The sequence below is a fragment of the Streptomyces sp. NPDC008313 genome (assembly GCF_042956125.1).
Classification (GTDB): Bacteria; Actinomycetota; Actinomycetes; order Streptomycetales; family Streptomycetaceae; genus Streptomyces.
The window spans coordinates 71,963-96,295 of sequence record NZ_JBIBFR010000019.1 but is presented as its reverse complement, the minus strand read 5'-3'; the positions used below and the strand labels follow the sequence as shown (position 1 = coordinate 96,295).

Here is a 24,333-nt window from a genome sequence, read left to right as displayed (position 1 = left end):
CAATGGCTAGCTGTACTCGACAGCCGCACAGGACCCCTCTCTCCTCCGGCTGACGCGTCCATCGGGCACTCGGGTACCGCAACCCCACGCGGCTCTCTCGCCGTGCCCACCCACGTCAAGACCAGGAGACACCACTTCCGTGGCAGTCAAGATCAAGCTGAAGCGTCTGGGCAAGATCCGTTCGCCTCACTACCGCATTGTCGTCGCCGACTCCCGTACCCGCCGTGACGGCCGGGCCATCGAGGAGATCGGCCTGTACCACCCGGTGCAGAACCCCTCGCGCATCGAGGTCGACTCGGAGCGTGCGCAGTACTGGCTGGGTGTCGGCGCGCAGCCGACCGAGCCCGTTCTCGCCATCCTCAAGCTGACCGGCGACTGGCAGAAGTACAAGGGCGAGCCCGCCCCGGCGCCTCTGCTCGTGGCCGAGCCGAAGGCCGCGCGCCCGTCGTTCGACGCCCTGGGCGGCGACGACGAGGGCAAGGGTGAGGCCATCACCCAGAAGAAGAAGGCTGAGAAGAAGGACGAGGCTCCGGCCGCGTCCGAGTCGACCGAGGCCTGAGCATGCTCGAGGAGGCTCTCGAGCACCTCGTCAAGGGCATCGTCGACAACCCCGACGACGTGCAGGTCGCCTCGCGTGACCTGCGCCGCGGGCGCGTCCTCGAGGTCCGGGTCCACCCCGACGACCTCGGCAAGGTGATCGGCCGCAACGGCCGCACCGCGCGCGCTCTGCGCACCGTCGTGGGCGCCATCGGTGGCCGTGGTGTCCGTGTCGACCTCGTCGACGTGGATCACGTCCGCTGACGCAGAACGCAACACCGGCTCGGGCCGGGGAAGGCCTACTGGGCCGTCCCCGGCCCGTAGTCGTACCGACAGGAGATCCGTAGAAGTGCAGCTCGTAGTCGCGCGCGTGGGCCGCGCCCATGGCATCAAGGGCGAGGTCACGGTCGAGGTACGCACCGACGAGCCGGAGCTGAGGCTCGCGCCCGGCGCCGTCCTCGCCACCGACCCCGCCTCAGCCGGTCCGCTGACCATCGAGACGGGCCGGGTGCACAGCGGCCGTCTGCTGCTGCGTTTCGCGGGTGTACGCGACCGCAACGGCGCCGAGGCGCTGCGCAACACCCTGCTGATCGCGGAGGTGGACCCGGACGAGGCGCCCGAGGACCCCGACGAGTTCTACGACCACCAGCTGATGGACCTGGACGTCGTCACCGTCGACGGCACCGAGGTCGGGCGGATCACGGAGATCTCACATCTGCCCTCGCAGGACCTGTTCGTGGTGGAGCGGGCCGACGGCAGTGAGGTGCTGATCCCGTTCGTCGAGGAGATCGTCACCGAGATCGACCTGGAGGAGCAGCGCGCGGTGATCGACCCGCCTCCGGGCCTGATCGACGACCGTGCGGAGATCGCCTCGGCGCGCGACGCCGAGGAGCCCGCGGGTGGCGAGAAGTCCGCGGGCGGCGAGGGAGCCGACGGCGCCGGGAAGAGCGGGAGCGCCGGGGGCTCCGGAGAGGCCGGCGCCTGATGCGGCTCGACGTCGTCACGATCTTCCCCGAATACCTGGAACCGCTGAACGTCTCCCTCGTGGGCAAGGCACGCGCGCGCGGGAAGCTGCAGGTGCACGTGCACGACCTGCGGGAGTGGACGTACGACCGCCACAACACGGTCGACGACACCCCGTACGGCGGCGGCCCCGGCATGGTCATGAAGACCGACCCCTGGGGCGACGCGCTGGACTCCGTGCTCGCGGACGGCTACGAGACGGGCTCGCACGCGCCCGCCCTGGTCGTCCCGACCCCCAGCGGACGCCCTTTCACCCAGGAACTGGCCGTCGAGCTGGCCGAGCGCCCGTGGCTGGTCTTCGCGCCCGCGCGCTACGAGGGCATCGACCGCCGCGTCTTCGACGAGTACGCGACCCGGATGCCGGTTCACGAGGTGTCCATCGGCGACTACGTGCTCGCAGGCGGCGAGGCGGCCGTCCTCGTCGTCACCGAGGCCGTCGCCCGGCTGCTCCCCGGTGTCCTCGGCAACGCCGAGTCCCACCGGGACGACTCCTTCGCCCCGGGCGCCATGGCGAACCTCCTGGAGGGGCCGGTGTACACCAAGCCCCCCGCGTGGCGCGGCCGTGAGATCCCCGAGGTGCTGCTCAGCGGCCACCACGGGAAGATCGCGCGCTGGCGCCGGGACGAGGCGCTGCGGCGCACGACGGCCAACCGGCCGGACCTGATCGAGCGTTGCGAGCCCGCGGCCTTCGACAAGAAGGACCGCGAGATGCTGTCGATCCTCGGCTGGGCCCCGGACGCCGAGGGGGCGCCACACGGCCGATTTTGGCGCAGGCAGCAGGACGTGGGAGACTAGGCCGCTGTTGTACGTCGTCCGGCGTGCGCCCCTGCCACAGGGGGACACGACGCCCGTCCCGACGCGACAGCCCCTTCATCCCATCGCGATGTACCGCTGATGACCTGTGGCATCGGCGAAGAAAGCAGACGATCATGTCTCACCTGCTCGACACCGTCGACAGCGCCTCGCTGCGCACCGACGTCCCGGCCTTCCGCCCGGGTGACACCGTCAACGTCCACGTCCGCGTCATCGAGGGCAACCGCTCCCGTGTGCAGCAGTTCAAGGGCGTAGTCATCCGTCGCCAGGGCGCCGGTGTCCGCGAGACCTTCACGGTCCGCAAGGTCTCGTTCTCCGTCGGCGTCGAGCGCACCTTCCCGGTGCACACCCCGATCGTCGAGAAGATCGAGCTCGTCACCCGCGGTGACGTCCGTCGCGCCAAGCTGTACTACCTGCGTGAGCTGCGCGGCAAGGCCGCGAAGATCAAGGAGAAGCGCGAGCGCTGATCCCCCGCCGGGGCCGGATAGCATCTGGCTCCGATGGACACCGAAGCACAGCCTGTGGAGCGCGACCGCTCCTCCCGCCCTTCCCGTTCCGAGGAGACCTCGGACACGGACGGCCGGGAGGGACGGTCGCGTTTCGCGTTGTCGCGCGTCGCCGAAGCGCTGCCCGGCGGCCGGATCACCCTCACCCTCCTGACCTGCCTGGTGTTTCTGCTGGTTTTCAGCACGTTTGTGATGCAGCCGTTCCGGATTCCCAGCGGCTCGATGGAGCGCGGATTGAGGATCGGGGACCGCGTCCTCGTAAATAAGTTGGCGTACCGTTTCGGTTCCGGGCCGCGGCGGGGGGACGTCGTCGTGTTCGACGGCACCGGATACTTCGGGAACGCCGACTACATCAAACGCGTCGTCGGTGTGGGGGGAGACCACGTGGTCTGCTGCGACAGGGAGGGGAGTCTAGAGGTGAACGGACGGCCGGTCGACGAGTCGGCGTTCCTGTACCCGGGGGACAGTCCGTCCGACGTCCCCTTCGACGTCGTCGTGCCCGACGGCACCCTCTTCGTCCTCGGCGACCACCGCGGCGACTCCAGCGACTCACGTGACCACCTCGGCTCGCCGGGCGGCGGGATGATCCCGGTCGGCGACGTGATCGGCCGGGCCGACTGGATCGCCTGGCCCGCGGACCGCTGGACCCACCTGGACCGCCCCGGCGCCTACGCGCGCGTACCCGCCGCGGACGGCGTCCATGGGTAACCGGGGCAGACCGCGCGGCACCCACGGCGCCGCCGACGAACTGCTGCCCACCGGCTCCCGGCGGGCCGGCGGCCGCGTCCGGCCGGGCCGCGCGGAGCGACGCAAGCTCCAGCGCAAGGTCAAGCGGCGGCGACGGCGTTCGGCGATCAAGGAGATACCTCTCCTCGTGGGCGTCGCGGTGCTCATCGCGCTCGTACTGAAGACCTTCCTCGTCCAGGCGTTCGTGATCCCGTCGGGCTCCATGGAGCAGACGATCCAGATCGGCGACCGGGTCCTCGTCGACAAGCTGACCCCCTGGTTCGGTTCCCGGCCCCAGCGCGGCGACGTCGTCGTCTTCAAGGACCCGGGTGGCTGGCTGCCCCCGGAGGAGGCGAAGAAGGACGACCCCGTCGTCGTCAAGCAGGTCAAGGAAGGGCTGACCTTCATCGGTCTGCTGCCCTCGGACGACGACCAGGACCTGATCAAGCGGGTCGTCGCCGTCGGTGGCGACACCGTCAAGTGCTGCGACGCCCAGGGGAGGGTGACCGTCAACGGCAAGCCGCTCGACGAGCCCTACATCCACCCGGACAACAAACCCTCCACCATTCCCTTCGAGGTGACCGTCCCCGAGGGCCGCCTCTGGGTCATGGGCGACCACCGCGCCAACTCGGCCGACTCCCGTTTCCACCGCACCGAGGAGTACGGCGGCACCGTCTCCGAGAAGTCCGTCGTCGGCCGGGCCATGCTCATCGCCTGGCCCTTCGGCCACTGGACCCGCCTCAAGGAGCCTGACACGTACGCCACGGTGCCGAGCGGGTCAGCCACCGCGCTCGGCCCGTCGCATAGGGTGGCGTCCTCGGATCTCAATGGATTGGTCCGGCTCCCGAGCCCTGCGGAACTCCCGCTCGTTATGGGAGTGGTGGGCCTGCGCCGGATCCGGCGCAGGCGGCGGCACGGAGTGAGGAGTGGATGTGGGGGATGTGGCAGTCGGCGCACGATCCGGACACGATGGCCCAGAGGAGCAGCCGGAGCGGCCCGACGCATCGGAATCCCCGGCCGCGGAAGACGCGGTGAGCTCCGGGAGTGACCCGGAGGACGGCGGTGGCGATCAGGACGGCACCGGGCAGGGCACGGACGGGCAGGCCACGGACCGGCAGGAGTCCGGCCGGAGCGGGTCCGCGGCCAAGAAGCAGCGCTCCTTCTGGAAGGAGCTTCCACTGCTCGTCGGCATCGCGCTGGTGCTCGCGCTGCTGATCAAGACCTTCCTGGTGCAGGCGTTCTCGATCCCCTCCGACTCGATGCAGCACACGCTGGAGACGGGCGACCGGGTGCTCGTCGACAAGCTGACCCCGTGGTTCGGCTCGGAACCGGAGCGCGGCGAGGTCGTCGTCTTCCACGACCCGGACAACTGGCTGGCGGGCGAGCCCACGCCCAACCCGAACGCCGTGCAGAAGGTCCTCAGCTGGATCGGTCTGATGCCGTCCGCGGAGGAGAAGGACCTCATCAAGAGGGTCGTCGGCGTCGCGGGTGACACGATCGAGTGCAAGGGCTCCGGCCCGCTGAAGGTCAACGGCAAGGCGCTGAACGAGCCGTACGTCTTCGACGGGAACACCCCGTGCAGCGTCGACGATCAGGGCGGCCAGTTCAAGGTGAAGGTACCCAAGGGCAAAATCTGGGTCATGGGTGACCACCGCCAGAACTCGCTGGACTCCCGCTACCACCAGCAGGACGAGAACCACGGCTTCGTTCCCGTGGGCAACGTCGTGGGCCGTGCCATCGTCATCGCCTGGCCGCCCAACCGCTGGGACACGCTGCCGGTTCCCGACACCTTCGACCAGGGACTGGGCGCCGCGGCCCCCGGTGCGCTCGGCCTCGCCGGGGCCGTGCCGCTCGTGCTGTGGCGCAGGCGGCGGCTCACGTCCGCAAACCCGAGGGTTTCTGGTCGGCGTACCGCCGGGTAGGGTGCCGTCCCAGATCGCCGATCTTCCGCGGCCCGGACCTACGCGCCGGCGGGATCGATTCTCCGAACCGGGGGAGCACTGGGATGAGCAGGACAGGTCGTACCGACGAGGGCCGCGGGCGGCTCGGCAGCGTGCTGTCGGGGCTGGCCGTGGCCCTCGGCTGTGTGCTCTTCCTCGGCGGCTTCGTCTGGGGCGCGATCCTGTACCAGCCGTACACCGTGCCGACCGACTCCATGTCGCCGACGATCGCCGCCGGGGACCGGGTGCTCGCGGAGCGGGTGGACGGCGGCGAGGTGAAGCGTGGCGATGTCGTCGTCTTCAAGCAGAAGACCTGGGGCGACATGCCCATGGTCAAGCGGGTCGTCGCCATTGGCGGTGACAAGGTCGCCTGCTGCACGGACGGCAGGCTGACGGTCAACGGCAAGCGGATCGACGAGAACTACCTCCCCGAGGGCCAGGCCGCCGAGTCGAAGAAGATCCCCGAGGTCACGGTCCCCGAGGGCAGGCTGTTCCTGCTCGGTGACGAGCGCAGCGGCTCCCTCGACTCCACGGCCCACCTCACCGAGGTCGGCAACGGCACGGTGCCGCGCGGCGCCGTGGACGCCCGCGTCGACGCGGTCGTGTGGCCCATGAACGGGATGCTGGAGCGCCCCACGGGCTTCGAGGCGCTCGGCGGCCTCTCCCGGCCGGGCCCGCTGCGCCTGGTGACGGGCCTGGTGATCGCGGGCGCCGTACTCGTCCTCGGCGGCGCGGCCTACGGGCCGATCGCCAAGCGCGCGGGCAGGCGCGGCCGTGCGCGGACGGAGCTCGCCGGTGCCCGCTGAGGCGCCGTACGAGGGCGGGCTGCGCAAGGTCGCCCGCGTCGTGCTGCTCGACCCCGACCAGCGCATCCTGCTGCTGCACGGGCACGAGCCGGACGACCCCGCCGACGACTGGTGGTTCACCCCCGGCGGCGGTGTCGAGGGCACGGAGACCCGCGAGGAGGCCGCGCTGCGGGAGCTCGTGGAGGAGACCGGCATCACCGAGGTCGAGCTGGGCCCGGTGCTGTGGCGGCGGACCTGTTCCTTCCCGTTCGCCGGCCGCCGCTGGGACCAGGACGAGTGGTACTACCTGGCCCGCACGACGCAGACGGCGATCGCGGCGACCGGGCTGACGGAGCTGGAACGGCGCAGTGTCGCCGGAGCACGCTGGTGGACGTGCCAGGAACTGACCGAAGCACATGAGACGGTGTATCCGACCAGGCTCGCCGGGCTGCTGCGCAGGCTGCTCGACGAGGGTCCCCCGGCCAGACCCGAGGTCCTCGACACCGAAATCGTCTAGGGGCCCGCGGGACTGGCGCACAATAGGGGGACGCACGGCTGAAGGGGAACATGCCATGAGCGCCGAGGACCTCGAGAAGTACGAGACCGAGATGGAGCTGAAGCTCTACCGGGAGTACCGCGACGTCGTCGGTCTGTTCAAATACGTGATCGAAACCGAGCGGCGTTTCTATCTCACCAACGATTACGAGATGCAGGTGCACTCGGTCCAGGGTGAGGTGTTCTTCGAGGTGTCGATGGCGGACGCCTGGGTGTGGGACATGTACAGGCCGGCTCGGTTCGTGAAGCAGGTCCGCGTGCTCACGTTCAAGGACGTGAACATCGAGGAGCTCAACAAGAGCGACCTGGAGCTTCCTGGCGGCTGACGGCGCCCGCGGAGCGGCCCGCGGGAGCCCTCCGGGGTGACCCGCGGGCCCCCGCGAGGGTGGCGGACTTGTCCACAAGCGGCGGGCCGTCCACCAAGATCCACAGCAAGGCCGCCGCGGCCGCAGTGTGGGTGCCGGAGGTGGTGCCGACATGAACGCACGAGGCGCACTCGGCAGGTTCGGCGAGGAACTGGCCGCACGGCGGCTGACCGGCGGGGGAATGACGATCCTGCGGCGCAACTGGCGCTGCGGGAGGGCCGGCGAGATCGACATCGTGGCCCGGGACGGCGACGCGCTCGTCATCTGCGAGGTCAAGACCCGCAGGACGGGCGCCGCCGGCTCCTTCGAGCACCCGATGGCCGCGATCACGCCCACGCGGACCGAGCGGCTGCGGGGCCTCGCCGAACGCTGGCTCCAGGAACACGGCGGCGCACCGCCCGGCGGGGTCCGCATCGACGTGGTGGGCGTCCTGGTCCCGCACCGTGGTGCCCCGGTGATCGAGCACGTGCGGGGGGTGTCGTGATGGGTTTCGCACGCACCTGCTCCGTCGCCCTCGTGGGTGTCGAGGGTGTCGTGGTCGAGGTCCAGGCGGACCTCGAACCGGGAGTCGCGGCCTTCACCCTGGTCGGCCTGCCCGACAAGAGCCTCACCGAGAGCCGCGACCGGGTCCGGGCCGCGGTGGTCAACTCCGGCGCCGAATGGCCCCAGAAGAAGCTGACGGTCGGCCTCAGCCCGGCCTCGGTGCCCAAGAGCGGCAGCGGTTTCGACATGGCGGTGGCGTGCGCCGTGCTGGGCGCCTCCGAGCGGATCGACCCCCGCGTCCTCTGCGACCTGGTGATGATCGGTGAACTGGGCCTCGACGGGCGGATCCGTCCGGTGCGCGGCATCCTGCCCGCCGTCCTCGCCGCGGCCGACGCGGGCTACGAACAGGTGGTCGTACCGGAGTGTGCGGCGACCGAGGCGTCCCTGGTGCCGGGCGTCTCCGTGCTCGGGGTGCGCAGCCTGCGCCAGCTGATCGCCGTGCTCACCGACGAGCCGGTGCCCGAGGAACCCCCGGACGAGCAGGGCAGGCCCGACCCGCTGCTCGCCGGTCTGCGGGTCCCCGGCACCGGGGAGGCGACCGGCCTGTGCGGCACCGCCGCCACCGAGCGCGACCAGGGGCACGACCTGGCGGACGTCGTCGGCCAGAGGCCGGCACGGGCCGCCCTGGAGGTCGCGGCGGCGGGCGGCCACCACCTCTTCCTGGAGGGGCCGCCCGGCGCAGGCAAGACGATGCTGGCCGAGCGGATGCCGTCGATCATGCCCCGCCTCAGCAGCGCGGAGTCCCTGGAGGTGACGGCGATCCACTCCGTCGCGGGCCTGCTGCCACCGGGCAAACCCATGGTGGACGCACCTCCGTACTGCGCTCCCCACCACTCGGCGACCATGCAGTCCCTGGTCGGCGGCGGCAAGGGGATGGCACGCCCCGGCGCCGTGTCGCTCGCGCACCGCGGGGTGCTCTTCCTCGACGAGGCGCCTGAGTTCAGCGGCTTCGTCCTGGACGCCCTGCGCCAGCCCCTCGAGTCGGGGCACGTCGTGATCGCCCGCAGCGCCGGCGTCGTGCGGTTCCCGGCGAAGTTCCTGATGGTGCTCGCGGCCAACCCCTGCCCCTGCGGGCGTTTCGGCCTGGTGCCCGACAGCTGCGACTGTCCGCCCTCCGCAGTCCGCCGCTATCAGGCCAGGCTCTCCGGCCCGCTGCTCGACCGCGTCGACCTCAAGGTGCGGGTGGAGCCGGTCACCCGCTCCGAGCTGACGGCCCGTGACGCCGGGGGCGAGTCCACGCGGACGGTCGCCGACCGGGTGCGGGAGGCCCGCGAGCGGTGCGCGGCACGACTCGCGGGGACACCGTGGCACACCAACAGCGAGATGCCCGGACGTGAGCTACGCGGCCGCTGGCAGGCCGTTCCGGGTGCGATGGACGAGGCCGAGCGAGGACTCGAGCGCGGCATGCTCACCGCCCGGGGCCTGGACCGTGTGCTGCGCGTCGCCTGGACCGTCGCCGACCTCCGGGGACACGACCGCCCCGACGCCGGTGACGTCGCCCTCGGCCTGCAGCTGCGCACCGGTGTGCCTCGCGGGCTGCCCATGACGATCGGCGCCGCCTCATGACCGGCGAGGAGCGGCTGGCCCGCGCCGCCCTCACCCGCGTCGTCGAACCGGGGGACGAGACCGCCGGACGCTGGCTGCGGGAGCTGGGGGCGGCCGAGGTGGCCCGGCGGCTCGTGCGGGGAGGAAAGCCGCTGCCCGGGGTGACCGACGCGCGCTGGGAAGGGCTGCGGGCGCGAGCCGCCCGGGCCAGGCCCCGGCAGGACCTGGACGAGGCCGAGCGGGCCGGGGCGAGGTTCGTCTGCCCCGGCGAGCCGGAGTGGCCGGCGCAGCTCGACGACCTGGGAGACGCGCGGCCCACCGGCCTGTGGGTGCGCGGCCGGCCCAGTCTGCGGATGTGGGCCCTGCGGTCCGTGGCCGTCGTGGGAGCCCGGGCCTGCACCGAGTACGGGGCGCACATGGCGGCCGTGCTCGGCTCGGGCCTGGCGGAGCGCGGCTGGGTGGTGGTCTCGGGCGGGGCCTACGGGGTGGACGGCGCCGCCCACCGGGGAGCACTCGGGGCGGGTGGAGCCACCGTCGCCGTACTGGCCTGCGGGGTCGACCGCCCCTACCCGCGCGGACACACCCGGCTGATCGGCCGGATCGCGGAACAGGGACTGGTCGTGGGGGAGTTGCCTCCGGGCGAGCATCCGACGCCGAGCAGATTCATCCTCCGCAACAGGGTGATCGCGGCGCTCACCCGGGGGACCGTGGTCGTCGAGGCGGCGTACCGCAGCGGCGCGCTGGTCACGGCACGCGCGGCACAGCGGCTCGGACGCTTCACGATGGGAGTACCGGGACCCGCCACCAGCGGCCTGTCGGCCGGGGTGCACGCACTGCTGCGCCAGGAGGCGGTGCTCGTCTCCGATGCCGCCGAGGTCGCCGAACTCGTCGGTGACATCGGTGAGCTGGCACCCGACAAGCGCGGCCCCGTGCTCCCCCGCGACCTGCTGGAACCCGGTGCCGCGCAGGTGCTCGCCGCGCTGCCGGCCCGCGACACGGCGAGCGCCGCGGACATCGCGCGGGGCGCCGGGACCACCGAGGACGACGCGATCGGGAGACTGTACGAACTCCGATCACTTGGATTCGTCGAACGACACGGCGACGGCTGGAAGTTGACACGCCAGGCGCGGAGTCCCGCCGCCGTCGGCCCGCCCGTCCCTGACCCAGCGTGTTCGGCCGTCCGGGCGAACCCTGACAGCCTTGGCAATTCCCGTAGTTGACGCCCCCCGGAGGTCACACAGGGCTACGGGCGGGTCCCGAGGGGGAGGCGGACGGGCTCGTTCGCGCAGGGGTGATCACCCGGTCTTCGCTCACTGCGACACCGCAGTCACGCTACGCTCACAAGGATTCCGGCTCAGACAGGCAACCCGACATCACACCGACAGCTCTCTCCCACACCCCCAGTTCACAGCAGAACGGCACAAGGCGACGAATGCCCCAGCACACCTCCGGGTCTGACCGGGCGGCAGTACCACCCGCCGCCCGTGGCAGCGTGCGCCCGCCCGCTCCGTCGACGCTCGACGAGCTGTGGCGGTCGTACAAGACCACCGGTGACGACCGGCTGCGCGAGCAGCTGATCCTGCACTACTCGCCGCTCGTCAAGTACGTCGCGGGACGGGTCAGCGTCGGCCTGCCGGCCAACGTCGAGCAGGCGGACTTCGTCTCCTCCGGAGTGTTCGGGCTGATCGACGCGATCGAGAAGTTCGACATCGAACGCGAGATCAAGTTCGAGACGTACGCGATCACGCGCATCCGCGGCGCGATGATCGACGAGCTGCGGGCGCTGGACTGGATCCCCCGGTCCGTGCGGCAGAAGGCCCGCAACGTCGAGCGCGCGTACGCGACGCTGGAGGCCCGCCTGCGCCGCACCCCGTCCGAGGCCGAGGTGGCCGGCGAGCTGGGCATCGCGGTGGACGAGCTCCACGCCGTCTTCAGCCAGCTGTCACTGGCGAACGTGGTGGCCCTGGAGGAGCTGCTGCACGTGGGCGGCGACGGCGGCGACCGGCTGAGCCTGATGGACACCCTCGAGGACACGGCCGCCGACAATCCGGTGGAGGTCGCCGAGGACCGGGAGCTGCGACGGTTCCTGGCCCGCGCGATCAACACGCTGCCCGAGCGGGAGAAGACCGTGGTCACCCTCTACTACTACGAGGGACTCACGCTCGCCGAGATCGGCAACGTGCTGGGCGTGACCGAGAGCCGGGTCAGTCAGATCCACACCAAGTCCGTGCTCCAGCTGAGGGCGAAGCTGGCGAGCTTCGGCCGCTGACCCCCGCCGTTCCCTCCCGCCCGGACCGGGGCGTCCGTAAAGTGGGAGGGTGCCAAGGATTCGAGCGGCCTCCGTGGCCGAGCACCGGTCGATGCAGCGAGCCGCCCTGCTGGACGCGGCGCGTTCCCTGTTGTCCGAGGGCGGGACGGAGGCACTGACCTTCCCGGCCCTCGCCGAACGCACCGGGCTCGCCCGGTCCTCCGTGTACGAGTACTTCAGGTCCCGTGCGGCCGTCGTGGAGGAGCTCTGCGCGGTCGACTTCCCCGTCTGGGCGGCGGAGGTCGAGGCGGCGATGGCCGCGGCGGAAGGGCCCGAGGGCAAGGTCGAGGCGTACGTCCGGCAGCAGCTGGCCCTGGTCGGGGACCGGCGGCACCGGGCCGTCGTGGCGATCTCCGCGAGCGAGCTCGACGCGGGCGCACGGGACAGGATCCGTGCCGCCCACGGCGGGCTGGTCGTCATGATCGCCGAGGCGCTGGGCGCCCTGGGGCACGCGGAGCCCCGGCTGGCCGCGATGCTGTTGCAGGGCGTGGTGGACGCGGCGGTGCGGCGGATCGAGCTGGGCGTGGCGGAGGACCCCGCGGCGATCGCCGACGCGGCGGTCGGGATGGCGCTGCGGGGCGTGCGGGGTTAGGGCCGCCGAGCTCGTCCCCCGTCCGAGGCGGGCGAAGTCCCCATGAGGGCCGGACCGGTTCGCGGGGCCCCGGGCGGCTCACCGGGACGCGCGCCCGCGACGGGCAGCAGCCGGGACGGGCCCCCGCGGAGCAGCCAGGGCGGAAGCAGGGACAGCGGGTTGAGGTAGGCGTCGGCCCGGCGCAGGCCCCAGTGGAGACAGGTGGCCGGGCAGTGGGGGCCGCCGGGTCCCGCGGTGCCCGCCTCCACCGTGCCCACCACGTCACCGGCCGCCACCTCGTCGCCCTCGCGCACGGAGGCGCGCACGGGCTGATAGGTCGTCCGCAGAGGCGGGGCACCGGTCCCTTCCAGCTCCACGGAGACGGCACCGCGGCCCGCGACCGGACCCGCGAACGACACCCGTCCCGGCGCCACGGCGCGCACCGGCGCTCCCGGCGCCGCCCCGAGATCCACACCCCGGTGCCCCCTGCCGTACGCCGTCGCCGGAGGCTCCCAGCCGCGTACGACCGCGGGCCGGGACCCGACGGGCCAGGCGCGGCCCACGGCCGGTACCGACGGGTCGAGCCCCGCGGGCGCGGGCGGACCCGGCGGCGGGGCGTCGCCCGGCCGTGCCGCGTCGCCCGGCCGTGCCGCGTCGCCCGGCCGTGCCGCGTCGCCCGGCCGTGCCGCGGCGCCCGGCCGCGCTGCGGCAACCGGCGGGACCGCGCCGAGCACGGCCACCAGCGCGAGCAGGGACAGCCCCCGCCGGCCGCGTGCGCGCGCCCGGCATGCGCCTTGCCCGGTCCGCTTGCTTCGCCTCGTTCGCATGGGAGAACCGTGCCGTACCGGGGCGGATCGCGGCCGGAAGTGTGGATCACCGGCCGGTTGTGGACAGCGGCGTCACCCGGTACCCCGCCGGTCCCGTACACTTCTTGTGGCGATCCGGGTCACCGGGTCGACTTCGCACGCCCCGACCCCGGGCTCCGTTTCGTACGGCGAACGTACGACGGAAGCCGGTGTCAGCGCCTCTCGGTCCCTTGTGGCAAGGCGCGTCGTGGGCGTCAGGCGCGCCTGCCGTCCGGCGAGCGCGGCACAACCGAGAACAACAAGGAGAACGGCCATGGCCGTCGTCACGATGCGGGAGCTGCTGGAAAGCGGCGTCCACTTCGGTCACCAGACCCGTCGTTGGAACCCGAAGATGAAGCGTTTCATCTTCACGGAGCGCAACGGCATCTACATCATCGACCTGCTCCAGTCGCTGTCGTACATCGACCGCGCCTACGAGTTCGTCAAGGAGACCGTCGCCCACGGCGGCACGGTCATGTTCGTCGGCACGAAGAAGCAGGCGCAGGAGGCCATCGCCGAGCAGGCCACCCGCGTCGGCATGCCCTACGTCAACCAGCGCTGGCTGGGCGGCATGCTCACCAACTTCTCGACCGTCTACAAGCGTCTGCAGCGCCTCAAGGAGCTCGAGCAGATCGACTTCGAGGACGTCGCCGCGTCGGGTCTCACCAAGAAGGAGCTTCTCGTGCTCTCGCGCGAGAAGGCCAAGCTGGAGAAGACCCTCGGTGGTATCCGCGAGATGCAGAAGGTGCCCAGCGCCGTCTGGATCGTGGACACCAAGAAGGAGCACATCGCGGTCGGTGAGGCCCGGAAGCTCAACATCCCGGTCGTCGCCATCCTCGACACCAACTGCGACCCCGACGAGGTCGACTACAAGATCCCGGGCAACGACGACGCGATCCGCTCCGTCACCCTGCTCACCCGCGTGATCGCCGACGCCGTCGCCGAGGGCCTCATCGCCCGCTCCGGCGCCGGCAAGGCCGCCGAGGGTGACAAGGCCGCGGGCGAGCCGCTCGCCGCGTGGGAGCGTGACCTGCTCGAGGGCGAGAAGAAGGCCGACGACGCCGAGGCTCCGGCCGCCGCCGAGGCCGAGAAGCCGGCCGAGGCCGCCGCTGAGGCTCCGGCCGCCGAGGCCCCGGCTGCCGACGAGGCTCCGGCCACCGAGGCCCCCGCCGCCGAGGCTCCGGCCGCGGACGCCGAGCAGGCCTGACCCCTCACCCCTTCGGGTTGCTGACGGCGGGGGCTCACAAGGCCCCCGCCGTTCACCCGTAGATCTTCAGACTTCGAGAGAGATTCCAGGAATCATGGCGAACTACACCGCCGCCGACGTCAAGAAGCTCCGCGAGCTCACGGGCGCCGGCATGATGGACTGCAAGAAGGCGCTGGACGAGGCCGACGGCAACGTCGACAAGGCCGTCGAGGCCCTGCGCATCAAGGGCCAGAAGGGCGTCGCCAAGCGTGAGGGCCGCTCCGCCGAGAACGGCGCCGTGGTCTCCCTCATCGCCGACGACAACACCTCCGGTGTCCTGGTCGAGCTGAAGTGCGAGACGGACTTCGTCGCCAAGGGCGAGAAGTTCCAGGCCGTGGCCAACGCCCTCGCCGAGCACGTCGCCAAGACCTCCCCGGCCGGCCTCGAGGCGCTGCTCGCGTCCGAGATCGAGGCCGGCAAGACGGTCCAGGCGTACGTCGACGAGGCCAACGCCAACCTGGGCGAGAAGATCGTCCTGGACCGCTTCGCCCAGTTCTCCGGCGCCTACGTCACCGCGTACATGCACCGCACCATGCCCGACCTGCCCCCGCAGATCGGTGTCCTGGTCGAGCTGGACAAGGCCGACGCCGACCTCGCCAAGGGTGTCGCCCAGCACATCGCCGCCTTCGCGCCGAAGTACCTCTCCCGTGAGGACGTCCCGGCCGAGGTCGTCGAGTCCGAGCGTCGCGTCGCCGAGGAGACCACGCGCGCCGAGGGCAAGCCCGAGGCCGCGCTCCCGAAGATCGTCGAGGGTCGCGTCAACGGCTTCTTCAAGGAGGCCACCCTCCTCGGTCAGCCGTACGCGCTCGACAACAAGAAGTCCGTCCAGAAGGTTCTGGACGAGGCCGGTGTCACCCTGAAGCGCTTCATGCGCATCAAGGTCGGCATCTGAGTCCGTACCGCGATCGACGCGCGATCCCGCTAGGGTCGACAGCAGTCGTCCGTGCCGGTCGCGTTTGCCGACCCGCGCGCGTGCGCGGCGGACGACAGCAGATCTGACGAGGAGGCCATTGCCGAGCTTGGGAGCCCACACCCCACCGGCAATGGCCTTCTTCGTATGTGCGACACGTAGAAAAGGCGATCTCCATGACCACCACCCAGGCCGACAAGGGCGAGACGAGCGACGACGGCAAAGGCGCGGGGCGCTTCCTGCTGAAGCTTTCCGGTGAGGCGTTCGCCGGCGGCGGCGGACTGGGCGTCGACCCCGACGTGGTGCACAAGATCGCCCGCGAGATCGCGTCCGTCGTACGCGGCGGCGCCCAGATCGCGGTCGTCATCGGCGGCGGCAACTTCTTCCGCGGCGCCGAGCTGCAGCAGCGCGGCATGGACCGCGCCCGGTCCGACTACATGGGCATGCTCGGCACGGTCATGAACTGCCTGGCCCTCCAGGACTTCCTGGAGAAGGAGGGCATCGACAGCCGGGTGCAGACCGCCATCACGATGGGGCAGGTCGCCGAGCCGTACATCCCGCTGCGCGCCGTGCGTCACCTGGAGAAGGGCCGCGTGGTCATCTTCGGCGCGGGCATGGGGATGCCGTACTTCTCCACCGACACCACAGCGGCCCAGCGCGCCCTGGAGATCGACGCCCAGGCCCTGCTGATGGGGAAGAACGGCGTGGACGGGGTCTACGACTCCGACCCCAAGACCAACCCGGAAGCGGTGAAGTTCGACGCCCTCGGTTACGGCGAGGTCATCACGCGCGACCTCAAGGTCGCCGACATGACCGCGATCACCCTGTGCCGGGACAACAAGCTGCCGATCCTGGTCTTCGAGCTTCTGGCGGAGGGCAATATCGCGCGGGCCGTCAAGGGTGAGAAGATCGGCACTCTCGTGGGTGACCAGAGCGGCCGGGCCTGACGGCCGGGGATGGACCCTGACCGGGGGATGGACAATGTCCTGCCGGTCGGGAACGGTGCAGGAACAAGACGCGACGCAGCCGGCCGCCGACCGACGAGGACAGCTGCCGGGCCTACTCAAGACACGCAGGAGCAAGTGGTGATCGAAGAGACCCTCCTCGAGGCCGAGGAGAAGATGGAGAAGGCCGTCGTGGTCGCCAAGGAGGACTTCGCCGCGATCCGAACCGGTCGTGCGCACCCGGCGATGTTCAACAAGATCGTGGCGGACTACTACGGTGCGCTGACGCCGATCAACCAGCTGGCCTCGTTCTCGGTGCCCGAGCCGCGCATGGCCGTGGTGACCCCGTTCGACAAGAGCGCGATGCGCAACATCGAGCAGGCCATCCGCGACTCCGACCTGGGCGTCAACCCGAGCAACGACGGCAACATCATCCGGGTGGTGTTCCCCGAGCTGACCGAGGAGCGCCGCAAGGACTACATCAAGGTCGCCAAGACCAAGGGCGAGGACGCCAAGGTCTCGATCCGCTCGGTCCGCCGCAAGGCCAAGGACGCGATCGACAAGCTGATCAAGGACGGCGAGGTCGGCGAGGACGAGGGCCGCCGTGCGGAGAAGGAGCTCGACGACACCACGGCGAAGTACGTCGCCCAGGTGGACGAGCTGCTCAAGCACAAGGAAGCGGAGCTGCTCGAGGTCTGATGAACGACTCTTCCTGGGGAGCGCCGCCACAAGCCGGGTACTGGGGGCCTTCCGATCAGGGGTCTGCCCAGGGGGCGGCCCCGGCGGGTCCCGCATACGATGCGCATGACGCCCAGCACACTCGCCCCATGCCCATCGTGCCCGGGGCGACCGCACACGGCGGAGACCAGGACGACCACCGGGGGGCCGCTCGGGTGAGCGGCCCCCCGTTCCGCGACGACACACCGCCGGCAACGCCCCACCGGGCCGCGCCGCACGAGCCGCACAGCCCGCAGGAGCCCATGCCCAGCGCCCCCCAGCCCGCGCCCGCACCGCAGAAGAAGAGTGCGGGCCGAGACCTGGGTGCCGCCATAGGGGTGGGCGTCGGTCTCGGTGCGGTGATCGTCGCGTCCTTGTTCGTCGTGAAGGCCGTGTTCCTCGGCGTGATAGTCGTCGCCGTGGTCGTGGGCCTGTGGGAGCTAACCTCGCGGCTGCAGGAGCGCAAGGACATCAAGGCGCCCCTCGTGCCGCTGGCGGTGGGCGGCGCGGCGATGGTCGTCGCCGGATACGTCCGCGGTGCCGAGGGCGCGTGGGTGGCCATGGCGCTCACCGCGCTCGCGGTCCTGGTCTGGCGCATGACGGAACCGCCCGAGGGCTATCTGAAGGACGTCACGGCGGGCCTGTTCGCGGCGTTCTACGTGCCGTTCCTGGCGACGTTCGTGGCGATGATGCTGACCGCCGACGACGGCCCGCGCCGGGTGTTGACGTTCCTGCTCCTGACGGTGGTCAGCGACACCGGCGCGTACGCGATCGGCTGGCGCTTCGGCAAGCACAAGCTGGCGCCGCGCATCAGCCCGGGCAAGACCCGCGAGGGCCTGTTCGGCGCGGTCGCCTTCGCGATGGTCGCCGGCGCGCTGTGCACGCAGTTCCTGATCGACGACGGCGCCTGGTGGCAGGGCCTGCTCCTGGGCCTCGCGGTCGCGGCCAGCGCCACCCTCGGCGACCTCGGCGAGTCCATGATCAAGCGGGACCTCGGCATCAAGGACATGGGCACGCTCCTGCCCGGCCACGGCGGCATCATGGACCGGCTGGACTCCATATTGCCGACGGCACCGGTGGTGTGGCTGCTGCTGGTGATCTTCGTGGGTTCCGGATGAGTTCCGGTGACCGGCGCTGACCTGCGCAAACAGGGAAGAGGGCCTCGTCGTCCACAGACGGCGAGTCCCTCTTCGTACGTCTGCGACACTGGAAGGGTTATGCCTGCCCCTGGAGAACTCACATTCGTCGCGCCGCGCGGAGCCAAGAAGCCGCCGCGGCACCTTGCCGATCTCACGCCCGCCGAGCGCAAGGAGGCTGTCGCCGCCGTCGGCGAGAAGCCGTTCCGCGCCAAGCAGCTGTCGCAGCACTACTTCGCGCGGTACGCGCACGACCCGGAGCAGTGGACCGACATCCCGGCCGGTTCGCGAGCCAAGCTCCAGGAAGCGCTGCTTCCCGAGCTGATGACGGTCGTGCGGCATCTCTCCACCGACCAGGAGACCACGCGCAAGACGCTGTGGCGGCTCTTCGACGGCACGCTCGTCGAGTCGGTCCTGATGCGCTACCCGGACCGGGTCACCATGTGCATCAGCTCACAGGCCGGCTGCGGGATGAACTGCCCGTTCTGCGCCACCGGCCAGGCCGGGCTCGACCGGAACCTGTCCACCGGCGAGATCGTGCACCAGATCGTCGACGGGATGCGCGCCCTGCGGGACGGCGAGATCCCCGGCGGCCCGGCGCGGCTGAGCAACATCGTGTTCATGGGCATGGGCGAGCCGCTGGCCAACTACAAGCGGGTCGTCGGCGCGATCCGCGCGCTGACCGACCCCGAGCCGGACGGTCTCGGGCTGTCGCAGCGCGGGATCACCGTCTCCACGGTCGGCCTCGTCCCCGCCATCCACCGGTTCGCCGACGAGGGCTTCAAGTGCCGGCTGGCGATCTCGCTGCACGCCCCGGACGACGACCTGCGCGACACCCTCGTCCCCGTCAACACCCGGTGGAAGGTCCGTGAGGTCCTCGACGCCGGCTGGGAGTACGCGGCGAGGTCCGGGCGGCGCCTGTCCATCGAGTACGCGCTGATCCGGGACATCAACGACCAGGCGTGGCGCGGTGACCGGCTCGGCCGCCTCCTCAAGGGCAAGCCGGTCCACGTCAACCTGATCCCGCTGAACCCGACGCCCGGCTCCAAGTGGACCGCCTCGCGGCCCGAGGACGAGAAGGCGTTCGTCGAGGCAATCGCCGCCCATGGTGTACCCGTCACGGTCCGGGACACCCGTGGCCAGGAGATCGACGGGGCGTGCGGTCAGCTCGCGGCGACCGAGCGGTAGTGTGGCCCGGGTAAGCACCGGATGCGTACGGAGCGTACGGTGCGTACAGCGTCATCCGTAGGTACATCTTCATATTCCGACAGGGGAGCGCCACAGCGCTGAGAGTGCGGCACAGGCCGCAGACCCTCTGAACCTTGCCCAGGTCATTCTGGGTAGGAAGTTCGGTCGTTACTCGAGCTGTTGCGCCCTGCCCGGGGACTTTCAGAGGTCCCCGGGCAGGGCCGCGTCTCTTCCTGGTCACCCCAGGAGGAATCCAGTGAGCACCACCAGCACCGCACGTACCGGCAGAGCGATCACGGCGATGGCCGTCGGTCTGGGACTCGTCACGCTCTCCGCGTGCGGTACGTCCGACTCCGGCGACAAGGCCGCCGGCTCGAAGACCGTGACGCTCGTCAGCCACGACTCCTTCGCCTACTCCAAGAGCGTGCTCAAGGCGTTCGAGAAGGAGTCCGGCTACAAGGTCAGGGTCCTCAAGGACGGCGACGCCGGCCAGGCCGTCAACAAGGCGATCCTGACCAAGGACAACCCGCAGGGCGACGTCTTCTTCGGCGTCGACAACACCCTGCTCTCCCGCGCCCTCGACAACGGGCTGTTCCAGCCGTACGAGCCCAAGGGCTCGGACCTCGTCCTCCCCGAGTACCGCGTCGACCGGGCCAAGCACCGGGTGACGCCCATCGACTCCGGCGACATCTGCGTCAACTACGACAAGAAGTACTTCGCCGATCACAAGCTGGACCCGCCGTCCACCTTCGACGACCTGGCGAAGCCCGCGTACAAGAACCTGCTCGTCACCGAGAACGCGTCCACCTCCTCGCCGGGCCTCGGCTTCCTGCTCGGCAGCGCGGCGAAGTACGGGGACAAGGGCTGGCAGGACTACTGGAAGAAGCTCAAGGCCAACGGCGTCAAGGTGGTCGACGGCTGGGAGCAGGCCTACAACGAGGAGTTCTCCGGGTCCGCCGGCGGCAGGAAGGCCAAGGCCGACCGCCCGCTCGTCGTCTCCTACGCCTCCTCCCCGCCCGCCGAGATCATCTACGCCGACCCGAAGCCGAAGACCGCGCCCACCGGCGTGGCGACCGGCACCTGCTTCCGGCAGGTCGAGTACGCGGGCCTGCTGAGCAACGCCGGGAACACCAAGGGAGGCAAGGCGCTCCTCGACTTCCTGCTCAGCAAGGAGTTCCAGGACGACATGCCGCTCAACATGTTCGTGTACCCGGTCCGGGAAGCCGCCCAGGTTCCCCCGGAGTTCACGAAGTTCGGCCCGCAGGCCGAGAACCCCGAGACCATGGACCCGGCCGACATCGCCGACCACCGTGACCAGTGGGTCAAGTCGTGGACCTCACTCGTACTGAAGTAGCGAGCGGGCACCGCGCGGCGGACTCCCGTCCTCGCTCGGGCGCGGCGCGGCTGGGCCTGATGGCCCTGCCCGTCGCGTTCTTCGCGGTGTTCTTCGCCTACCCCGTCGCGGCGATCGTCGCCCGGGGACTCAGGATAAACGGCGTCTGGCAGTTCGGGCGGATCGGTGAGGTGCTCGCCGATCCCGGCATCCGGCACGTCCTGTGGTTCACCACCTGGCAGGCGCTCGCCTCGACGGCCCTCACGCTGCTGATCGCACTCCCCGGCGCGTATGTGTTCGCGCGCTTCGACTTCCGGGGCAAGCAGGTGCTGCGCGCGGTCGTCACGGTGCCCTTCGTGCTGCCCACCGTCGTCGTCGGCACCGCGTTCCTGGCCCTGGTCGGCCGGGGAGGGCTCCTCGACGGCCTGTGGGGGGTGCGCCTGGACACCACGGTCTGGGCGATCCTCCTCGCGCACGTGTTCTTCAACTACGCGGTCGTCGTCCGTACCGTCGGCGGGCTCTGGGCGCAGCTCGACCCGCGGCAGGAGGAGGCCGCCCGGATGCTCGGCGCCTCCCGCCTCGCGGCGTGGCGCACGGTGACGCTCCCGGCGCTCACGCCCGCCGTCGCGGCGGCCGCGCTCATGGTCTTCCTGTTCACCTTCACCTCCTTCGGCGTGGTGCAGATCCTCGGCGGCCCCGGGTTCTCGACCCTGGAGGTGGAGATCTACCGCCAGACCTCGGAGATCTTCGACCTGTCCACGGCGGCCGTGCTCACCCTCGTCCAGTTCGCGGCGGTCGGCGCGGTCCTCGCCGTGCACGCCGGGACCGTACGCCGCCGGGAGAGCGCCCTGCGGCTCGTCGACGCCGCGACGACCGCGCGCCGCCCCCGGGGCGCCGGGCAGTGGGCACTGCTCGCCGGGGTCCTGGCCACGATCGCCGTCCTGCTCGTGCTGCCCCTCGGAGTGCTGGTCCAGCGGTCCCTCGACGCCCCCGGCGGCTACGGGTTCGCGTACTACAGGACGCTGACCGAGGACGACGGCACGTTCCTCGTGCCGCCGGTGGAGGCGATCGTCAACTCGCTGCGGTACGCGCTCGCCGCCACCGGCGTCGCCGTGCTGATCGGCGGTCTCGCCGCGGCCGCGCTGACCCGGCGGGCGGGCCGTCTCGTCCGGGGCTTCGACGCCCTGCTGATGCTGCCGCTCGGTGTCTCCGCGGTGACGGTCGGCTTCGGGTTCCTGATCGCACTCGACGAGCCGCCGCTGAACCTCAGAAGCTCCTGGATGCTGGTGCCGCTGGCGCAGGCGCTCGTCGGTGTCCCGTTCGTCGTCCGCACGATGCTGCCGGTGCTGCGGGCGGTGGACGGCCGGCTGCGGGAGGCGGCGGCCGTGCTCGGTGCGTCGCCGTGGCAGGTGTGGCGCGAGGTCGACCTGCCGCTGGTGCGGCGGGCGCTGCTGGTCGCCGCCGGGTTCGCGTTCGCGGTGTCGCTGGGCGAGTTCGGGGCGACCGTGTTCATCGCGCGGCCCGACAACCCGACGCTGCCGGTCGCCGTGGCGCGACTGCTGGGCCGGCCGGGCGACCTCAACTACGGTCAGGCGATGGCCCTCTCGACGATCTTGATGGTGGTGTGCGCGGTGGCGCTGCTCGTCCTGGAGCACGTACGGACGGACCGGACGGGGGAGTTCTGATGACGAGGCTCGGCAAGCCGGGCACGGCCGGTGGGACCGACAAGGACGTGGCCCCCGCGGCCCCCGTTGCGGCCGCGACCCCCGCGGAGCCGCGGACGGCCCCCGGCCGGCCGGGAGCCGGCCCGCTGCTGCGCCTCGACGCGGCCACCGTGCGCTTCGGCGGGCGGGCCGTGCTCGACGCCGTGGGCCTCGCCGTGGCCGAGCACGAGACCGTGTGCGTGCTCGGGCCGAGCGGCAGCGGCAAGTCGACGCTGCTGCGCGCGGTGGCGGGGCTCCAGACGCTGGACGCGGGCCGGGTGCTGCTCGACGGCCGCGACCAGTCGGCGGTGCCCGCGCACAAGCGGGGCGTCGGACTGATGTTCCAGGACCACCAGCTCTTCCCGCAGCGCGACGTGGGCGGCAACGTCGCCTTCGGGCTGCGGATGCACGGTGTCCCGCGCGCCGAACAGGACGTACGCGTAAGGGAGTTGCTGGCGCTCGTGGGGCTGCCCGGAGCCGGGCGCAGGGGCGTCGCCTCGCTCTCCGGCGGCGAGCAGCAGCGGGTCGCGCTGGCACGCGCCCTGGCGCCACGGCCCCGCCTGCTGATGCTCGACGAGCCGCTGGGCCAGCTCGACCGCTCCCTGCGGGAACGGCTGGTCGTGGAACTGCGGGAGCTGTTCGGGGCGTTGGGCACCACCGTGCTCGCGGTCACGCACGACCAGGGCGAGGCGTTCGCGCTCGCCGACCGTGTCGTGGTGATGCGGGACGGGCGGATCGCCCAGTCCGGGACGCCGCTGGAGGTGTGGCAGCACCCGGCGGACGAGTTCGTGGCCCGGTTCCTCGGCTTCGACAACGTGGTCGGGGCCACGGTGACCGGCCGGGCCGCCGACACCCCCTGGGGCAAGGTCCCGGTGGCGGAGGGCGCCCCGCAGGGCCCGCGCACGCTGCTGGTGCGGCCGGCCGGTGTACGGCTCGTGGAGGCGGCGGACGGACTGCGCTGCACGGTGGTGGCCCGCACCTTCCGCGGCACCCATGTGGCCGTCGGCCTGCAGCCCGGGGACGCCCCGCGCCTGGAGGCGGCGTGCGCGCTGCGGCGGGCGCCCGAGCCCGGTGACGTGGTCGGCGTGGAGTTCGACGCGGCCGAGGTCGTCGTCCTCGGCTGAGCACCCGCCCCGGCCGGTGCCGTCCGGCCGCGAGCCGCGCTGCCGGCGGCCGGGTGCCGCCCGAAAATGGCGCGCCGGGTGCGTGCACGGACCCCTAGGGTGACGATCATGACGCTTCTCGGGCACGAACGGTACTGCGACGCCATCGAGGCGCAGGTGCGCCTGCTGCGGGACGTGGTGGTCTCCGGGGCGGATCTGTCGGCGGTGGTGCCGACCTGCCCGGACTGGACGCTGGAAGAGCTCGTCCGGCACACGGGCGGGGCGCTGCGCTGGGTGGAACTCCTCGTCCGGACGAGGGCCGAGGAGGACGTACCCGAGGAGAAGGTGCCGTTCGCCGGGGGCCCCGAGGCCGAGGGAGATCCCGCCGCACTGGACGCCTGGCTCGCGGAGACCGGGGAGTTGCTCGTCGGGGCGCTCCGCGAGGCGGGCCCGGACGCGGTGGTGTGGTCCTGGGCCGGTGTCCCCAGCTCCGGCTTCTGGGCCCGCCGGATGACCCATGAGCTGGCGATCCACCGGGCCGACGCCGCGCTGGCCGCGGGCGTGCCGTACGAGGTCGACGCCGACGTGGCGGCGGACGCCGTCGACGAGTGGCTGGAGATCGTCACGTTCGTACAGCGGACCCAGCCGGACGACGCGGCGAACGAGTTGCGCGGCCCCGGCCGCAGCATCCATCTCCACGCGACCGACGCCCCCGCGGAGCTGAACGCGGAGTGGGTCGTCGAGCTCACCGAGGAGGGTGTCGTCTGGCGCCGGGGCCACGAGAAGGCCACCGTCGCGCTGCGGGGCACGCTCACCGACGTACTGCTCGGCTTCTACCGCCGGCTGCCGCTGGACGACGGCCGGCTGGACGTGCTGGGGGACCGGGAGCTGCTGGACTTCTGGCTGGATCGCGCCACCTTCGGATAGGCCGCCCGTGGAGGGCGCCGGGACGGTGACGGGGGCGGCTGGGTGGCCGCCGGGAGGCCCGCGG

General features: G+C 71.5%; 27 protein-coding genes and 1 riboswitch. Of the genes, 26 read left to right on the top strand and 1 reads right to left on the bottom strand.

Annotated elements, in window-relative coordinates; genetic code table 11:
* Nucleotides 1-139: 139 nt before the first annotated feature.
* The 16 genes from rpsP (at nucleotide 140) to ACFY93_RS24590 (ending at nucleotide 12,238) form a co-directional block, all read left to right on the top strand.
* Nucleotides 140-559: a 30S ribosomal protein S16 gene (gene rpsP / locus ACFY93_RS24665; protein WP_391362840.1), complete on the top strand. Its 420-nt coding sequence runs from the start codon at nucleotides 140-142 to the stop codon at nucleotides 557-559.
* A gap of 2 nt (nucleotides 560-561) precedes the next feature.
* Nucleotides 562-801 (top strand): RNA-binding protein, encoded by a 240-nt coding sequence (locus ACFY93_RS24660; RefSeq protein WP_005479813.1) that lies wholly within the window; start codon nucleotides 562-564, stop codon nucleotides 799-801.
* Between the two features lie 85 nt (nucleotides 802-886).
* The gene (gene rimM, locus ACFY93_RS24655; RefSeq protein ID WP_391362838.1) at nucleotides 887-1,522 is read left to right on the top strand and encodes a ribosome maturation factor RimM; all 636 of its coding nucleotides are present in this window, start codon (nucleotides 887-889) and stop codon (nucleotides 1,520-1,522) included.
* Nucleotides 1,522-2,355 carry a tRNA (guanosine(37)-N1)-methyltransferase TrmD gene (gene trmD, locus ACFY93_RS24650; RefSeq protein ID WP_391362836.1) on the top strand — a complete coding sequence of 278 codons (834 nt, stop codon included), beginning with the start codon at nucleotides 1,522-1,524 and terminating at the stop codon, nucleotides 2,353-2,355. Before rimM ends, trmD begins: the two co-directional genes overlap by 1 nt.
* A 134-nt stretch (nucleotides 2,356-2,489) precedes the next feature.
* Entirely contained in the window at nucleotides 2,490-2,840 is a 351-nt protein-coding gene (rplS, locus tag ACFY93_RS24645) for a 50S ribosomal protein L19 (protein ID WP_391362834.1), read from the top strand.
* Between the two features lie 33 nt (nucleotides 2,841-2,873).
* Nucleotides 2,874-3,587, top strand: coding sequence for a signal peptidase I (gene lepB, locus ACFY93_RS24640; RefSeq protein ID WP_391362832.1), 714 nt, complete (start codon nucleotides 2,874-2,876; stop codon nucleotides 3,585-3,587).
* On the top strand, nucleotides 3,580-4,653 hold the full coding sequence (gene lepB / locus ACFY93_RS24635; protein ID WP_391362830.1) for a signal peptidase I: 1,074 nt from the start codon (nucleotides 3,580-3,582) through the stop codon (nucleotides 4,651-4,653). The genes lepB (ACFY93_RS24640) and lepB (ACFY93_RS24635) overlap by 8 nt, the downstream gene beginning before the upstream one ends.
* A complete protein-coding gene (lepB, locus tag ACFY93_RS24630; RefSeq protein ID WP_391362828.1) occupies nucleotides 4,538-5,527 on the top strand; it encodes a signal peptidase I in 990 nt (329 codons plus the stop codon). Before lepB (ACFY93_RS24635) ends, lepB (ACFY93_RS24630) begins: the two co-directional genes overlap by 116 nt.
* Before the next feature lie 83 nt (nucleotides 5,528-5,610).
* The gene (gene lepB / locus ACFY93_RS24625) at nucleotides 5,611-6,351 is read left to right on the top strand and encodes a signal peptidase I (RefSeq protein ID WP_391362826.1); all 741 of its coding nucleotides are present in this window, start codon (nucleotides 5,611-5,613) and stop codon (nucleotides 6,349-6,351) included.
* Nucleotides 6,341-6,847, top strand: a complete 507-nt coding sequence (locus tag ACFY93_RS24620) for an NUDIX domain-containing protein (RefSeq protein WP_391362825.1) — start codon at nucleotides 6,341-6,343, stop codon at nucleotides 6,845-6,847. Before lepB (ACFY93_RS24625) ends, ACFY93_RS24620 begins: the two co-directional genes overlap by 11 nt.
* Before the next feature lie 55 nt (nucleotides 6,848-6,902).
* Nucleotides 6,903-7,211: a DUF2469 domain-containing protein gene (locus ACFY93_RS24615; protein WP_003965949.1), complete on the top strand. Its 309-nt coding sequence runs from the start codon at nucleotides 6,903-6,905 to the stop codon at nucleotides 7,209-7,211.
* A 151-nt stretch (nucleotides 7,212-7,362) separates the two neighbouring features.
* On the top strand, nucleotides 7,363-7,734 hold the full coding sequence (locus tag ACFY93_RS24610) for a YraN family protein (RefSeq protein ID WP_391362823.1): 372 nt from the start codon (nucleotides 7,363-7,365) through the stop codon (nucleotides 7,732-7,734).
* Nucleotides 7,734-9,359 carry an ATP-binding protein gene (locus ACFY93_RS24605; RefSeq protein WP_391362821.1) on the top strand — a complete coding sequence of 542 codons (1,626 nt, stop codon included), beginning with the start codon at nucleotides 7,734-7,736 and terminating at the stop codon, nucleotides 9,357-9,359. Before ACFY93_RS24610 ends, ACFY93_RS24605 begins: the two co-directional genes overlap by 1 nt.
* A complete protein-coding gene (dprA, locus tag ACFY93_RS24600; RefSeq protein ID WP_391362819.1) occupies nucleotides 9,356-10,558 on the top strand; it encodes a DNA-processing protein DprA in 1,203 nt (400 codons plus the stop codon). The genes ACFY93_RS24605 and dprA overlap by 4 nt, the downstream gene beginning before the upstream one ends.
* A gap of 212 nt (nucleotides 10,559-10,770) precedes the next feature.
* Entirely contained in the window at nucleotides 10,771-11,607 is an 837-nt protein-coding gene (whiG, locus tag ACFY93_RS24595; RefSeq protein ID WP_391362817.1) for an RNA polymerase sigma factor WhiG, read from the top strand.
* Nucleotides 11,608-11,680: 73 nt separating this feature from the next.
* The gene (locus ACFY93_RS24590; protein ID WP_391362939.1) at nucleotides 11,681-12,238 is read left to right on the top strand and encodes a TetR family transcriptional regulator; all 558 of its coding nucleotides are present in this window, start codon (nucleotides 11,681-11,683) and stop codon (nucleotides 12,236-12,238) included.
* On the opposite strand, the gene ACFY93_RS24585 is transcribed toward ACFY93_RS24590, so the two are convergent.
* The gene (locus ACFY93_RS24585; protein ID WP_391362815.1) at nucleotides 12,235-13,044 is read right to left on the bottom strand and encodes a peptidoglycan DD-metalloendopeptidase family protein; all 810 of its coding nucleotides are present in this window, start codon (nucleotides 13,042-13,044) and stop codon (nucleotides 12,235-12,237) included. The two genes, ACFY93_RS24590 and ACFY93_RS24585, sit on opposite strands and share 4 nt — an antisense overlap.
* A gap of 292 nt (nucleotides 13,045-13,336) precedes the next feature.
* On the opposite strand from ACFY93_RS24585, the gene rpsB reads away from it, so the two are divergent.
* The 10 genes from rpsB to ACFY93_RS24535 all read left to right on the top strand — a co-directional run bounded on the left by rpsB (nucleotide 13,337) and on the right by ACFY93_RS24535 (nucleotide 24,269).
* Complete coding sequence (gene rpsB / locus ACFY93_RS24580) at nucleotides 13,337-14,269, top strand: 30S ribosomal protein S2 (RefSeq protein WP_391362813.1); 933 nt, start codon at nucleotides 13,337-13,339, stop codon at nucleotides 14,267-14,269.
* Between the two features lie 94 nt (nucleotides 14,270-14,363).
* Nucleotides 14,364-15,200 carry a translation elongation factor Ts gene (tsf, locus tag ACFY93_RS24575; RefSeq protein WP_391362811.1) on the top strand — a complete coding sequence of 279 codons (837 nt, stop codon included), beginning with the start codon at nucleotides 14,364-14,366 and terminating at the stop codon, nucleotides 15,198-15,200.
* A 194-nt stretch (nucleotides 15,201-15,394) separates the two neighbouring features.
* The gene (gene pyrH / locus ACFY93_RS24570) at nucleotides 15,395-16,165 is read left to right on the top strand and encodes a UMP kinase (protein WP_391362809.1); all 771 of its coding nucleotides are present in this window, start codon (nucleotides 15,395-15,397) and stop codon (nucleotides 16,163-16,165) included.
* Nucleotides 16,166-16,303: 138 nt separating this feature from the next.
* Nucleotides 16,304-16,861 carry a ribosome recycling factor gene (gene frr / locus ACFY93_RS24565; RefSeq protein WP_054235439.1) on the top strand — a complete coding sequence of 186 codons (558 nt, stop codon included), beginning with the start codon at nucleotides 16,304-16,306 and terminating at the stop codon, nucleotides 16,859-16,861.
* Entirely contained in the window at nucleotides 16,861-17,997 is a 1,137-nt protein-coding gene (locus ACFY93_RS24560) for a phosphatidate cytidylyltransferase (protein WP_391362807.1), read from the top strand. Before frr ends, ACFY93_RS24560 begins: the two co-directional genes overlap by 1 nt.
* Before the next feature lie 99 nt (nucleotides 17,998-18,096).
* Nucleotides 18,097-19,203, top strand: coding sequence for a 23S rRNA (adenine(2503)-C(2))-methyltransferase RlmN (gene rlmN, locus ACFY93_RS24555; RefSeq protein ID WP_391362805.1), 1,107 nt, complete (start codon nucleotides 18,097-18,099; stop codon nucleotides 19,201-19,203).
* A 71-nt stretch (nucleotides 19,204-19,274) separates the two neighbouring features.
* A riboswitch (TPP riboswitch) is annotated at nucleotides 19,275-19,380 on the top strand.
* Nucleotides 19,381-19,504: 124 nt separating this feature from the next.
* Nucleotides 19,505-20,557, top strand: a complete 1,053-nt coding sequence (locus ACFY93_RS24550) for a thiamine ABC transporter substrate-binding protein (protein WP_391362937.1) — start codon at nucleotides 19,505-19,507, stop codon at nucleotides 20,555-20,557.
* Nucleotides 20,533-22,221 (top strand): ABC transporter permease subunit, encoded by a 1,689-nt coding sequence (locus ACFY93_RS24545; RefSeq protein ID WP_391362802.1) that lies wholly within the window; start codon nucleotides 20,533-20,535, stop codon nucleotides 22,219-22,221. The genes ACFY93_RS24550 and ACFY93_RS24545 overlap by 25 nt, the downstream gene beginning before the upstream one ends.
* A complete protein-coding gene (locus ACFY93_RS24540) occupies nucleotides 22,221-23,363 on the top strand; it encodes an ATP-binding cassette domain-containing protein (protein WP_391362800.1) in 1,143 nt (380 codons plus the stop codon). Before ACFY93_RS24545 ends, ACFY93_RS24540 begins: the two co-directional genes overlap by 1 nt.
* Nucleotides 23,364-23,471: 108 nt before the next feature.
* Nucleotides 23,472-24,269 (top strand): maleylpyruvate isomerase N-terminal domain-containing protein, encoded by a 798-nt coding sequence (locus ACFY93_RS24535; protein WP_391362798.1) that lies wholly within the window; start codon nucleotides 23,472-23,474, stop codon nucleotides 24,267-24,269.
* Nucleotides 24,270-24,333: the final 64 nt, after the last annotated feature.